Below are 12,816 nucleotides of genomic sequence, written 5' to 3' on the forward strand. Positions count from 1 at the left end.
CGACTCACCATTCTTGAGGCGTATCAAGGAAATTGACCCCGACGCCGGTGAGGCGGCCGGTATTCTACCCGCTGCCGGTGATTGCGCTCAGTGTGGGCTGCCCATTGCGGGGCGTTGCGCCGGGCGTGGCGGGAGAGGGCGATTCAGCGTTCGACGAAGGCGCGTTCGATGACGTAGTCGCCGGGTTCGCCGATGCGCGGCGAGATGAGGAAGCCGTGCCGGTCGAGCAGTTCGCAGCAGTCCTGCAGCATGGCCGGGCTGCCGCAGATCATCGCGCGGTCGTGGGCAGGATCGAGCCGGGGCAGGCCGAGCTCGTCATTGAGCTTGCCGCTGTCGAGCAGTTCGGTGAGCCGGCCCTGGTTGCGGAAGGGTTCCCGGGTCACGGTGGGGTAGTAGAGCAGCTTCTCGCGCACCGCGTCGCCGAAGAATTCGTTCTGCGGCAGCATCTCGGTGATGAAGTCGGCGTAGGCCAGTTCGGACACGTAGCGCACACCGTGGATCAGCACCACCTTCTCGAAGCGTTCGTAGGTTTCCGGGTCCTGGATCACGCTCAGGAAAGGGGCGAGGCCGGTGCCGGTGGCGAGCAGGTAGAGACGCTTGCCCGGGTTGAGATCGTGCAGCACCAGCGTGCCGGTGGGCTTCTTGCTGACGACGATGGGGTCGCCTTCGCGCAGGTGCTGCAGGCGCGAGGTGAGCGGGCCGTTGGGCACCTTGATGCTGAAGAATTCGAGATGTTCCTCGTAGTTGGGGCTGGCGATGCTGTAGGCACGGGTGAGCGGACGGCCATCGACCTCCAGCCCGATCATCACGAACTGGCCGTTCTCGAAACGCAGGCCGGGATTGCGGGTGGTGCGGAAGCTGAACAGCGTGTCGTTCCAGTGGTGCACGCTGATGACGCGTTCGGTGGCGAGGTTGCTCATGACGGGTTGTGCTCTGGTTCGGGAATTCGGATCGCGTGGAATTCTAGGCCCCATCGCATATCTGTTTGATGGATAATTCGCGTATCCCATAGTTGCTGAATCGATATGCGTTTCACGCTGCGCCAGATCGAGGTTTTCGTGGCCATCGCCCGCGGCGAGAACGTCTCCCGCGCGGCCGAGGCGCTGGCCCTGTCCCAGTCGGCCACCAGCGCGGCGCTGGCCGAGCTGGAGCACCAGTTCGGGCGGCCGCTGTTCGACCGCGTGGGCAAGCGCCTGCGGCTCAACGAACTCGGCCGCCAGTTGCTGCCGCGGGCGGTGGAACTGCTCGATCGCGCGCAGGAACTGGAAGCGCTGCTGCGCGCGGACGATGCTCCCGGCAGCCTGAAGGTGGGCGCGACACTGACCATCGGCAACTATCTCGCGCCGCTGATCATGGCCGACTACCTGCAGCGCCATCCGGCCGGGCAGGTGGCGCTCACCGTACACAACACCGCCACCATCGTTGCCCAGGTGGCGCGCTACGAGATCGATCTGGGCCTGATCGAGGGCCGGGCGGACGCCCCGGAGCTGGAGGTGGAGCCCTGGGTGGAGGACGAGCTGGTGCCGTTCTGCGCGCCCACCCATGCACTCGCCGGGCGGGCCACGGTGAGCCTGGAAGAGCTGGCGCGCGAGGCCTGGATCCTGCGCGAGCGCGGCTCCGGCACGCGCGAAACCCTGGAGCAGGCGCTGCGCCATTGGCCGGACGGCCTGCAGGTGCGCCTGGAACTGGAACACACCGAAGCGATCAAGCGCGCGGTGGAAAGCGGGCTGGGCATCGGCTGCATCTCGCGGCTGGCGCTGCGCGACGCCTTCCGCCGCGGCAGCCTGGTAGCGCTGGAGGCGCCTGAGCTCGACCTGGCCCGCCGCTTCAACTTCGTCTGGCACCGCGGCAAGTACCACACCGCGGCGATCCGCGCCTTCCTCGACGCGTGCCGGCGCATGACCGCCGGCGCACGCCACAGCCACGAGATTCCGCTGCCGCCGGTGAAGTGAGGAGGAGCCGGCGCGCCGGCCCGTAGGCCGGACGGCTTTGTTACGGCTGCAGCGCGGGCGTGGTCGCCGACCCTGCCTTGGACGGCGGCGGGCTGCCGCGTTCGGGCATGTAGGCCGCCACCTGGCAGGCGATCGAGGCCAGGTAGGGAATGCACTGCAGGCCCAGGATGCCGACCCACAGGCGGGTCTCGATCTGGGCGGTGCCATGCGCCCACAGGATCGCGGCGATGCCGCCCAGCAGCAGGGAGAGCAGGGTCAGCTCCTCGCGGATGGGGCCGAAGAAGGCCAGCGCGCCTTTGGCCTTCCAGCCCTTGGGCGTGACCACGAAGGTGCCGTGCTTCTTCCACAGGCCGGCGAACACGCCGCGGGCGATGGCGTGGGCGAGGCCCACCGAGAGGACGGAGGCGCCCAGGATGTCGCGCCACGGGCAGTCCATGGTGCGGCGGTAGAGGATGGGGCCGAGCGCCGCCTTGAAGGCCATGAAGGCCAGCACCGGCAGCGCGAGCGCGGTCACCGGCAGGCCGAAGGCCTTGGGGAAGAGCAGAATGCCCAGCGTCCAGGCCAGGCTGGCCAGGGCGAACACCAGTTGCAGGGCGTCGCCGAGCCAGGCGAACCAGCCGGTCAGGAAGTGGTAGCGCTGGGCCAGGTTGAGCCGGCTCTTGCCCAGCATCTGCGGGATGTGGTGCTTGAGGATCTGCATCGCGCCGAAGGCCCAGCGGAAGCGCTGGCTCTTGATGGCGGCGAAGTCCGAGGGCGTCAGGCCGCGGCCGTAGATGTGGTCCACGTAGCGGGTGTCGTAGCCCTTCTCGATCAGGCGCAGGCCCAGTTCGGTGTCCTCGCAGATGCACCACTCGGACCAGCCGCCCACTTCCTCCAGCGCCAGGCGGCGCACCAGGGTCATGGTGCCGTGCTGGATCAGGGCGTTGCGTTCGTTGCGGTGGTGCATGCCGATGCGGAAGAAACCGTCGAACTCCCAGTTGCACATGCGGCGGAAGGGGTGGGTTTCCCAGTCGCGGTGGGCCTGGGGCGCCTGCACCACGGCCACGTCGGGCTTGTCGAAGTGGGGGATCAGGCCGGCCAGCCAGTCCGGATCGACCACGTAGTCGGCGTCCACCACGCCCACCACCTCGGCGCGCGGATCGGTGACCTGGAGGCCGTAGTTGAGCGCGCCGGCCTTGAAGCCGGGCCAATCCATCAGGTGGAAGAAGCGGAAGCGGGGGCCGAGTTCGGCACAGCGCACTTCCAGCGGCTTCCACTTGGCCTCGTCGCGGGTGTTGTTGTCGAGGATGAGAACTTCGAAGTTCTGGTAGTTGAGCTTGGCGAGGCTGTCGATGGTGGCGATCACCATCTCCGGCGGCTCGTTGTGGCACGCCAGGTGGATGGAGACGAAGGGCTGGTCTGCCGGCGCGTGGGGCGGCAGCGGCATGAAGCGGCGCTGCCAGCGGCGCTTGAACAGCACTTCGCCGAACTCGAAGCCGTGGGACAGCAGCACCGCGGCCGTGAGCACGGTGGCGGCGATCAGCAGGGTGAGGCCGACCAGGTCGCGCTGGTTGAGGTAGTAGTCGATGGGCACGCTGATGCCGATGATCAGCGTGGACACGCAGGCCTGGATCAGGCCGGCGAGGAAGATGCGGCCGAAGACGTTCCAGTCCGACAGGAAAAAGGCCACCAGCAGCATGGGCAGCAGGGCCAGCGCGGCAGCGGTGCTGGCCTTCTTCTGCCAGTGGGGATCGCGCACCACCACGCCTTCGAGGGCGAACTTCTGCTCCCGGTCGGCGTTGTACAGGCCCCAGTAGGCGCCGGCCCAGCCTTCCACTTCCACCTTCCAGGGCTGGTCGATGGCTTCCATCAGGTAGTAGTCCAGGCGCGCGGTGCGCGGGTGGGCGAGCAGTTCGCGGATGAAGCGGGCCTGGTTCTCCACCGAGGCCACGGCCTGGGTGGCGCCGTCGAAGCTGGCGAGCGTGGGGCCGCGGCTGGGCCAGCCGATTTCGCCGATGACGATGCGCTTGTTCGGGAAGGTGCGCGCCAGTTCGTCGTAGCGCAGGAAGGCGTATTCCAGCGCGGATTCGACCGGGATGCCCTCGTGGTAGGGCAGCAGGTGTACGGTGATGTAGTCCACGTGGCGCACCAGCTCGGGGTTCTTCAGCCACACGTGCCAGGGTTCGGCGGTGGAGACCGGCTTCTTCAGCGCCTTGCGGGCGCGGTCCAGGTGGACGATCAGTTCGTCGAGTTCCAGATCGCCGCGCAGCAGCACTTCGTTACCGACGATGACGCGCTCGATGTGGCGCATCTTGCGCGCGGCGTCGATGAGCGCGCCCACTTCGCGTTCGTTTTCAGTCTGATCGGTGGAGATCCACGCCCCGGCGGTGACCAGTAGATCCCGTTCGCCGGCTTCGGTGAGCGTCGCCGGAATGTCACGTACGCCATAGGTGCGGATGGCATCGGCCGAAGTGGCCAGCAGGTCCATGTCGGCGCCGACCTGCTCGGCGGTGGGGTAGGTGCCGGCCAGCGGGCTCTGGTCGCGCTGGAAGCCCGTGTAGGCGAAGCCCTTGATGCTCTGCGCGCTGCCGATGAGTTCGGCGCCGCGGTTGAAGTATTGCCACAGTCCGTATTGCGCGTAGGCAACCAGGGCTGCAATCGCTGTCGCGACCACCACACGGTAGATCAGCGATGCGGTTTGTTTCATCGAGGCCTCTGTATATGTATGACCAAGGTTGTAGCGGTGCGGTACCGTGTGCGTCGTCGCTCGAAGTCTGGAAGCGGAGGTTGCGCATTGCAACATCCGCGCCGAAACGCTTTGTGGAAGAATGCACACGCAGCACCACCCGGTCTCGGCGATCGGCAGTCTACGCCTTATTACGAGGGGTGGGGCCCCGTTCCAAAGGCTGTATTTGCAACAGAAAGTACGCCGTTCGGCGCAATTCTGATTTCCAAGGGGAAAAACCGGTCGATGCCAAAAATCTTGCAGAAATGCGGCGGTGCAACATTCGTAATAGCCACGGCTGCGGTGCTGGGCCTGGCGCTGTGGCTGCGCTACGGACTGCTCGAGGCCGACGCGCTGCCGCGCGAGTGCGGCGGCAGCCTGGTCGAAGGCATCGCCGGCTGGTGCGGGGTGAAGTGGGTGCTGGTGCAGTCCTTCCTGCAGCAGCGTCTGGGCTGGGCGGCCCTGGTCCTGGGGGTGGTCGCCTTCGTCAGCGGCCGGCGTGCGCCGGCCTGGGCCGGCTGGCTGGCCGGCGTGGCCGGGCTGGTGCTGTACAGCTTCGATCCGGCCGCGGTGGGGGCGCTGCTGGCGCTACTGACCCTGGCCCGCGCGGCGCCCGAACAGCGCGGGCAGGCCCAGGGCCAGCCCGGTGGCGAGCCAGGCGAGGGCCTGGGGGTTGGCCGGCTCGCTTGACCAGCGGGCGATCGTCGCCACGACGATGATCGCGCCGCACACGCGTTCCTCATTGCCGTTGCCGGCGGCCAGCACGCCGAGCAGGCCGAGATGGAGCGCCGGGATGAGATACAGCGCGAGCGGGAAATCCCGGTAGCGCGGATCGACGGCCAGCAGCAGCGCGGCGATTGCGGCGGCAAACAGCAGCACGCCGCGCAGCAGGCCGAGCAGGAGCAAAGGGTCGTTGAATACACAACGGCCCGTTCGGGCTGAGCTTGTCGAAGCCCGTTTACGGCAACCGCCCTTCGACAAGCTCAGGGCGAACGGTATCGCCTGACTGAGCGACGCCCGCCCGCCGCGCAGGCTGCGCCAGGCGGCGCCCGCGGCGGGCACGATGCCATCGCCGCGCCAGCGTGCCAGGATGAGCGGCAACAGGGTCGCGGCGAGGCCCACGCCGCCGAGCACGCTCCATTCCAGCGCATTGCGGTAGGCCAGCAGTGCGTGCTCCCCGTGCAGCACGGCGACCAGCCCGCCCATCGCGCCGCCCGCGGCCGCCCCCAGGCGCTGCAGGCCGCCGGCGCGCACGCCGTGGGCGAGCCCCAGGCAGAGCAGGGCACCGGCCAGCATCGCGGCCGAAGGCAGAACCCAGCCCGTGCGCTCGCTCACCGGACCGGCAAGGGGAAACTTGGGCGCGAGGGCCGGATCGAGCATGCCCCAGTAGCCGCCCACGGTGCCTTCCAGGTTGCGCTTCCACGGCTGGTCGATGGCTTCGATGAGGTTGTAGCGCCAGCCTTCGGCGTGGGCCTGGTGGACGAACTCGCGCACGTAGCGCGCCTGGTTCACCCGCGACGGGAGAGATTCCTCCCGCTGCCGGCCGGCGCTGGGCCAGCCGGTCTCGCCTATCGTCACCGGCTTGTCGAAGGCGCGGCGGACTTCCTCCAGCACCGCGGTGACGTGGCTCACCGCATGGTCGATATGGACCGGCTCGTCTTCCCAGAAGGGCAGGATGTGTACGGTGACCCGGTCCACCTCTGCGGCGAGTTCCCGGTTCTTCAGCCAGAATTCCCACACGTCCGCATAGGTCACCGGCACGCGGACGCGGGCGCGGGCGTAGGCCAGCAGTTCGCGCATCTCGGCCTGCGTGCGCTCCCGGCGCAGCAGCACTTCGTTGCCGACGATCAGCACGTCCACCACGTCGGCGTTGTCGTTGGCGAGCTGGATTGCGCGATCCAGCTCGACGGCGTTCTTGGTCTTGTCGCGCCCGATCCAGGCGCCGAGCATTACCTTGAGCCCCAGGTCACGTGCCAGTTCAGGGACTGCGTCCAGGCCCTGGTCGATGGAGTACAGGCGCACGCAGGCGGTGATCTTCGCCAGGGCGGCGAGATCGGCAGCGATCTGCGTACGGGGGATGCGCAGCTCGGGGTCGAAAGGGGTCTGTCCGGGCAGGTGAAAGGGCGCGTAGGACACGCATTGCAGCTTCTCTCCTTCGGCCAGATGCAGGTCGTGCATGGCTACCGGGCGGCTCTGCCAGGCGAGCCAGGCGAGCAGGCCGGCGAGCGCGGCGAGGTTGGCCGCGAGCAGGATGCGCCAGCGAGTGGACGGGGAGTCGAAGTATCTGCGCATGGGAAGGACGATGCCCGCTGGAAGGGGGAGGAACCGGGCGCGGATTCTAGCGCAGGCGGCGCTGGGCCGTGCGAAATGTGCCGCGGGCCGGTCGTGGCACGGCCGGCCCGCGGTTTCGGCGGCTAGGGAGCGGATTGCCCCCGCCGCTCAATCGGCATAGGCCGACACCGGCACGCAGGCGCAGAACAGGTTGCGGTCGCCGTAGACGTCGTCGATGCGGCCGACGCCGGGCCAGAACTTGTTCTCCGCCACCCAGGGCAGCGGGTAGGCGGCTTCCTCGCGGCTGTAGGCGTGCTTCCACTCGGACGCGGCGACCTCGAACTGGGTGTGGGGCGCGTTCTTGAGCGGGTTGTCGTCCGCCGGCAGTTCGCCGCGCTCGATGCGGGCGATCTCGCCGCGGATGGCGATCATGGCGCCGATGAAGCGGTCCAGTTCGCCCGGGTCTTCCGATTCGGTGGGCTCCACCATGATGGTGCCGGGCACCGGGAAGGACATGGTGGGGGCGTGGAAGCCGTAGTCCATCAGGCGCTTGGCGATGTCCACCTCGGTGATGCCGGTGGCTGCCTTGATGGGGCGGATGTCCAGGATGCACTCGTGGGCGACGCGGCCCTGGCTGCCGGTGTAGAGCACCGGGTAGTGGGGGCCGAGCTTCGCCGCGATGTAGTTGGCGTTGAGGATGGCGACCTCGGTGGCGCGCTTGAGCCCTTCGCCGCCCATCATGGCGATGTACATCCAGGAGATCGGCAGGATGCTGGCGGAGCCGAAGGGCGCTGCGGACACGGCGCCCTGGCCCTTGTTCCTGCGGTCCGGCGCACCGGTGGGGGCGACGGCGTGGTCGGACATGAAGGGGGCGAGGTGGGCCTTGAGGCCGATGGGCCCCATGCCCGGGCCTCCGCCGCCGTGGGGGATGGCGAAGGTCTTGTGCAGGTTCATGTGGGAGACGTCCGCGCCGATGGTGGCCGGGGAGGTGAGTCCCACCTGGGCGTTGAGGTTGGCGCCGTCCATGTACACCTGGCCGCCGTGGGCGTGCACCGCGGCGCAGATCTCGCGGATGTTCTCCTCGAACACGCCGTGCGTCGACGGATAGGTGACCATCAGCGCGGCCAGGCGTTCGGCGTGCCGGGCGGCCTTGGCCTTGAGGTCTTCCAGGTCCACGTTGCCGTTGTCGTCGCAATCGACCACCACCACTTCCAGACCGCACATCTGGGCGGAGGCCGGGTTGGTACCGTGGGCGGATTTCGGGATCAGGCAGACGGTACGGTGTCCCTCGCCCCGGCTCGCGTGGTAGCGGCGGATCGCCACCAGGCCGGCGTATTCGCCCTGGGCGCCGGAGTTGGGCTGCATGCAGATGGCGTCGAAGCCGGTGACCGCCTTGAGGTAGTCCGACAGCCCTTCGATCATCTCCAGGTAGCCCAGCACGTGGGCGCGGGGCGCGAAGGGGTGCAGGTTGGCGAATTCCGGCCAGGTGATGGGGATCATCTCGCTGGTGGCGTTGAGCTTCATGGTGCAACTGCCCAGGGAGATCATCGAGTGGTCCAGCGCGAGGTCGCGGTTCTGCAGCTTCTTCAGATAGCGCAGCATCTCGTGCTCGGTGTGGTGGGTGTTGAACACCGGGTGGGCCAGGATGGCGTCGTGGCGCAATAGTTCGGCGGGCAGCGCACCGCCGGCCGCGGTGACCGCGGCGTCCAGCGCCGCCACGTCGCTGCCGGCGCCGAAGAGGGCGAGCAGGGTGGCCACGTCCTCCGCGGTGGCGGTTTCGTCCAGTGCCACGCCCACGGCCTCGTTCGAGACCTGGCGCAGGTTGTAGCCGGCGGCCTCGGCGGCGGCCAGCAGTTGCGCGGTGCGGGCGCCGGTTTCAGCCACCACGGTGTCGAAGAAACGGCTGCCGCGGACATGGACGCCGGCCCGGCGCAGGCCTTCGGCCAGGATCGCCGCCAGGCGGTGGATGCGCGCGGCGATGGTCTTCAGGCCCTGCGGGCCGTGGTACACGGCGTAGAAGCCGGCCATGTTGGCGAGCAGCACCTGGGAGGTGCAGATGTTGGAGTTGGCCTTCTCGCGACGGATGTGCTGCTCGCGGGTCTGCAGGGCCATGCGCAACGCGGTCTTGCCGTGGCGGTCCTTGGACACGCCGATGATGCGGCCGGGCATGGCGCGCACGTAGTGTTCGCGGGTGGCGAAGAAGGCCGCGTGGGGGCCGCCGAAGCCCATGGGCACGCCGAAGCGCTGGGTCGAGCCCAGCGCAATGTCCGCGCCCAGTTCGCCGGGGGATTTCAGCAGTACCAGGGCCATGGGATCGCAGGCCACGGCGCTGATGGCGCCTTTGGCCTTCAGTGCCGCGAGGGGGGCGGACAGGTCGCGCACTTCGCCGTTGGCGTCCGGGTACTGCAGCAGGGCGCCGAACACGTCGTGGCCGGCTGCTTCCACCGCCGGGCCGAGGACCAGCTCGAAGCCGAAGTACTGGGCGCGGGTGCGCAGCACGTCCAGGGTCTGGGGCAGACAGCCCTCATCCACGAAGAATGCGTTGGACTTCGCCTTGGAGACGCGGCGCGCCATGGCCATGGCTTCCGCGGCGGCGGTGGCTTCGTCCAGCAGGGAGGCGTTGGCCAGTTCCAGGCCGGTGAGGTCGATCACCATCTGCTGGAAGTTCAGCAGCGCCTCCAGCCGGCCCTGGGCGATCTCGGCCTGGTAGGGGGTGTAGGCGGTGTACCAGCCGGGGTTCTCCAGCACGTTGCGCAGGATCACCGTCGGCGTGTGGGTGCCGTGGTAGCCCAGGCCGATGAAGGACTTCTTCACCACGTTCCTCGCCGCGATGGTCCGCAGGGCTGCCAGCGCTTCCTGCTCCGGGCGGGGGCCGGGCAGGGGCAGCGGCTCCTTCAGCCGGATGGCGGCGGGCACGGTCTGGTCGATCAGCGCGTCCAGGCTGGGGGCGCCGAGGGCGGCCAGCATGGTGGCGATCTCCGCCGGATTGGGGCCCAGGTGGCGTTCGAGGAAGGCGTCGCGCTGTTCGAGGCGGGCGAGCGGGGCGGTGAGGAGTTCCTGCATGGTCGGGGTCCGGGCCGTGGGTGTCGGGGCGTGGATCAGGCGATGGCGGCGGCGTAGCCGGCGGCATCCAGCAGGCTGCCGAGGTCGGCAGCGTTGTCCGGGCGCAGCTTGAACAGCCAGGCGGCGTAGGCGTCGGCGTTCACGCTTTCCGGCGCATCCACCGCGGCCTGGTTGGATTCGATGACCTCACCGGCCACCGGGGCGTAGATGTCGGAGGCGGCCTTGACCGACTCGATCACCGCCACGGCGTCGCCGGCGGCGGTCTGGCGGCCGGCTTCCGGCAGTTCCAGGAACACCACGTCGCCCAGGGCTTCCTGGGCATGGTCGGTGACGCCCACGGTCAGTGTGCCGTCCGCTTCGACGCGGACCCATTCGTGGGAGGCGGTGTACTTCAGTTCGGCGGGAATGTTGCTCATGGTGAGGGCTCCGTTGGAGAGGCGTTTTCAGGGGTGTTCGAGGGGGCTCAGAAGGGGGGCTGCCCGAGGCATCGGGCAGGGCGGTCGCTCAGACCAGCGCCTTGCCGTTGCGCACGAAGGGCAGCTTCACGGTGCGGGCGGCGAGCGCCTTGCCGCGCACGTCCACCTGCACGGTTTCGCCGGCCTCCGTGCCGGCCGGCAGGCGGGCGAAGGCGATGGATTTTTCCAGGCTGGGCGCGAAGCTGCCGCTGGTGGTCTCGCCGGCACCGCTGGCGGTGGCGACCTTCATGTGGGCGCGCAGCACGCCCCGGTCTTCCAGGACCAGGCCGAGGAAGGCCTTGTGCTCGCCGTGGGCCAGCAGTGCTGCCTTGCCGACGAAGCCGCGCGCCTCGTCGCGCAGATCGATGGTCCAGGCGAGCCCCACGTCCAGCGGCGACACGGTTTCGTCCATGTCCTGGCCGTAGAGGTTCATGCCCGCTTCCAGGCGCAGCGTGTCGCGGGCGCCCAGGCCGCAGGGCGCCACGCCGGCTGCCCGCAGGGCGTCCCACAGGGCGACGGCGCGCTCGTTGGGCAGGGCGACCTCGATGCCGTCCTCGCCGGTGTAGCCGGTGCGGCCGATGAACAGATCGCCCAGGCGCGAGGCGGAGAAGGGGGCCGGCACGGTGGCGGCGGCGAGTTCGGGAATCGCCTGCGCGGCGCGCGCCAACGCGTTGGGGCCCTGCACGGCGATCATCGCCAGGTCACGGCGGGATTCGAGGGTGACGTTGGCGCCGGTGGCGGCGATGTGCCCGCGCATCCAGGCCAGGTCCTTGTCGGCGGTGCCGGCATTGACCACGATGCGGTAGTCGTCGTCCGCGAAGCGATAGACGATCAGGTCGTCGATGACGCCGCCTTCCGGGTTGAGCATGCAGCTATACAGGGCCTTGCCGGGGGTCTTCAGGCGGGCCACGTCGTTGGCCAGCAGACTGCGGAGGAAGCCCGTGGCCCCGGCACCGGTGAGATCCAGCGCGAGCATATGGGAGACGTCGAACATACCCGCGTCGCGGCGCACGGCGTGGTGCTCCTCGATCTGCGAGCCGTAGTTCACCGGCATGTCCCAGCCGGCGAAATCCACCATGCGGGCGCCGGCGGCGAGGTGGGCGGAATGGAGCGCGGTGCGCTGGGCGGGGGTGGCCTGGGGGTTGCTCATGGGGGGCTCCGGCAAGGGGTGAACGAAAAATGGGGCGAAACCGGCAGTCCTGCCCGCATCGCCCCATCTGTCCCTTGTACCTGAGAGATTCCGGACGTGTGCTGCCGGGTGCCCCTTCGGTGGATGCGCCGGCGCAACCCGCGCCCGCATCGCTCTCCAGACTTGTTCTTGCCGTGCGCGGTCCTTTTGCCTGAGCGGTTCCGGGGGGTTACGCCTTCGGCGACTCGATGGGAGTTCTCTCCCGCGCGACGAGGCGCACGATAGCATCGGCGAGGGGAGGGGAGCAAGGTGCTATCTTTCCCACCCTGCAAACCTGCCGGATGTCCCCATGAGAGCTTCCCGTTCGCGCTCCATCGAACTGCGCGGCCTGGCCTGCCACCTGCGGGAGTGGGGCGAGGCCGGCGCGCCCAGACTCTTCATGCTGCACGGCTGGATGGATGTGTCGGCCACCTTCCAGTTCGTGGTGGACGAGCTGGCCCGCGACTGGCACGTCATCGCCCCCGACTGGCGCGGTTTCGGCCGCAGCGCCTGGGCGGGCGACGCCTACTGGTTCCCGGACTACCTGGGCGACCTGGATGCGCTGCTGCGCCTGTTGTCGCCGGACGAGCCGGCGCGCCTGGTGGGGCACAGCATGGGCGGCAACGTGGCCTGCCTGTACGCCGGCATCCGCCCGGAGCGGGTGGCCGCGGTGGTGGCGCTGGACGCTTTCGGTCTGGCCGACCGGAGCCCGGACGAGGCGCCGGCGCGCTACGCGGAGTGGCTGGACGACTTGGCGCGGCCCGTGTCCTTTCGCCCCTACGCGGATTTCGCCGCGCTGGCGGCCCGCCTGACGCGCGACAACCCGCGCCTGGGTGCCGAGTGCGCGGACTGGCTGGCGCACCAACTGGCCGAGCCCGACGGTGCCGGTGGCGTCCGCCTGCTGGGCGACCCGGCGCACCGGCGGACGAATGCCACGCTGTACCGCCGCGCCGAGGCGGAAGCCTGCTGGTGCCGGGTTTCGGCGCCGGTGCTGTGGTTGGTGCCGGACGGTGCCGAACTGCGCCGGCGGCTGGGCGTGGACGACCAGGCCCACGAGGCAGCCAAGGCCTGTTTCCCCGACTTCCGCGAGGTGGTACTGCCCGATTGCGGGCACAACCTGCACCACGACCGCCCGGCCGACGTGGCACGGATCATCGAGGATTTCCTGCTGTCCCACCTCTGACGCCGCGGGCACGGCGTTAG

At 69.1% G+C, this 12,816-nt stretch carries 9 protein-coding genes and 1 riboswitch; of the genes, 3 read left to right on the plus strand and 6 right to left on the minus strand.

The genetic code is table 11. The features are described 5' to 3' along the window. Positions 1-143: 143 nt before the first annotated feature. Positions 144-920 (minus strand): ferredoxin--NADP reductase, encoded by a 777-nt coding sequence (locus E6O51_RS04985; RefSeq protein WP_136383866.1) that lies wholly within the window; start codon positions 918-920, stop codon positions 144-146. Between the two features lie 105 nt (positions 921-1,025). Here E6O51_RS04985 and E6O51_RS04990 point away from each other — a divergent pair, with 105 nt between their 5' ends. Next, on the plus strand, positions 1,026-1,952 hold the full coding sequence (locus E6O51_RS04990) for a LysR family transcriptional regulator (protein WP_136383867.1): 927 nt from the start codon (positions 1,026-1,028) through the stop codon (positions 1,950-1,952). Between the two features lie 40 nt (positions 1,953-1,992). Here E6O51_RS04990 and E6O51_RS04995 read toward each other — a convergent pair whose 3' ends face one another. Next, positions 1,993-4,638 (minus strand): glycosyltransferase family 2 protein, encoded by a 2,646-nt coding sequence (locus E6O51_RS04995; RefSeq protein WP_136383868.1) that lies wholly within the window; start codon positions 4,636-4,638, stop codon positions 1,993-1,995. A gap of 264 nt (positions 4,639-4,902) precedes the next feature. Here E6O51_RS04995 and E6O51_RS21800 point away from each other — a divergent pair, with 264 nt between their 5' ends. Continuing rightward, the gene (locus E6O51_RS21800) at positions 4,903-5,346 is read left to right on the plus strand and encodes a hypothetical protein (RefSeq protein ID WP_168735189.1); all 444 of its coding nucleotides are present in this window, start codon (positions 4,903-4,905) and stop codon (positions 5,344-5,346) included. Here the strand turns inward: E6O51_RS21800 and E6O51_RS05005 are convergent. The 4 genes from E6O51_RS05005 to gcvT form a co-directional block, all read right to left on the minus strand. Further along, a complete protein-coding gene (locus E6O51_RS05005) occupies positions 5,245-6,948 on the minus strand; it encodes a glycoside hydrolase family 17 protein (RefSeq protein ID WP_136383869.1) in 1,704 nt (567 codons plus the stop codon). The genes E6O51_RS21800 and E6O51_RS05005 overlap by 102 nt on opposite strands. A gap of 147 nt (positions 6,949-7,095) precedes the next feature. Then, positions 7,096-9,990, minus strand: coding sequence for an aminomethyl-transferring glycine dehydrogenase (gene gcvP / locus E6O51_RS05010; protein WP_136383870.1), 2,895 nt, complete (start codon positions 9,988-9,990; stop codon positions 7,096-7,098). Positions 9,991-10,025: 35 nt separating this feature from the next. Continuing rightward, positions 10,026-10,406: a glycine cleavage system protein GcvH gene (gcvH, locus tag E6O51_RS05015; protein ID WP_136383871.1), complete on the minus strand. Its 381-nt coding sequence runs from the start codon at positions 10,404-10,406 to the stop codon at positions 10,026-10,028. Between the two features lie 88 nt (positions 10,407-10,494). Beyond that, the gene (gcvT, locus tag E6O51_RS05020) at positions 10,495-11,595 is read right to left on the minus strand and encodes a glycine cleavage system aminomethyltransferase GcvT (protein WP_136383872.1); all 1,101 of its coding nucleotides are present in this window, start codon (positions 11,593-11,595) and stop codon (positions 10,495-10,497) included. A 168-nt stretch (positions 11,596-11,763) separates the two neighbouring features. After that, positions 11,764-11,849: riboswitch (glycine riboswitch) on the minus strand. 74 nt (positions 11,850-11,923) lie between these two features. Here gcvT and E6O51_RS05025 point away from each other — a divergent pair. Next, the gene (locus tag E6O51_RS05025; RefSeq protein WP_136383873.1) at positions 11,924-12,796 is read left to right on the plus strand and encodes an alpha/beta fold hydrolase; all 873 of its coding nucleotides are present in this window, start codon (positions 11,924-11,926) and stop codon (positions 12,794-12,796) included. The last annotated feature ends 20 nt before the right edge of the window (positions 12,797-12,816 follow it).

This window comes from Pseudothauera rhizosphaerae (genome assembly GCF_004801305.1).
Classification (GTDB): domain Bacteria; phylum Pseudomonadota; class Gammaproteobacteria; order Burkholderiales; family Rhodocyclaceae; genus Pseudothauera; species Pseudothauera rhizosphaerae.

What these genes read in the sequence shown, in the direction of transcription:
- gcvT (WP_136383872.1), bottom strand. Translation starts at nt 11,595, where the DNA reads ATGAGCAACCCCCAGGCCACCCCCGCCCAGCGCACCGCGCTCCATTCC.
- E6O51_RS04995 (WP_136383868.1), bottom strand. Translation starts at nt 4,638, where the DNA reads ATGAAACAAACCGCATCGCTGATCTACCGTGTGGTGGTCGCGACAGCG.
- E6O51_RS05025 (WP_136383873.1), top strand. Translation starts at nt 11,924, where the DNA reads ATGAGAGCTTCCCGTTCGCGCTCCATCGAACTGCGCGGCCTGGCCTGC.
- gcvH (WP_136383871.1), bottom strand. Translation starts at nt 10,406, where the DNA reads ATGAGCAACATTCCCGCCGAACTGAAGTACACCGCCTCCCACGAATGG.
- E6O51_RS21800 (WP_168735189.1), top strand. Translation starts at nt 4,903, where the DNA reads ATGCCAAAAATCTTGCAGAAATGCGGCGGTGCAACATTCGTAATAGCC.
- E6O51_RS04985 (WP_136383866.1), bottom strand. Translation starts at nt 920, where the DNA reads ATGAGCAACCTCGCCACCGAACGCGTCATCAGCGTGCACCACTGGAAC.
- E6O51_RS04990 (WP_136383867.1), top strand. Translation starts at nt 1,026, where the DNA reads ATGCGTTTCACGCTGCGCCAGATCGAGGTTTTCGTGGCCATCGCCCGC.
- E6O51_RS05005 (WP_136383869.1), bottom strand. Translation starts at nt 6,948, where the DNA reads ATGCGCAGATACTTCGACTCCCCGTCCACTCGCTGGCGCATCCTGCTC.
- gcvP (WP_136383870.1), bottom strand. Translation starts at nt 9,990, where the DNA reads ATGCAGGAACTCCTCACCGCCCCGCTCGCCCGCCTCGAACAGCGCGAC.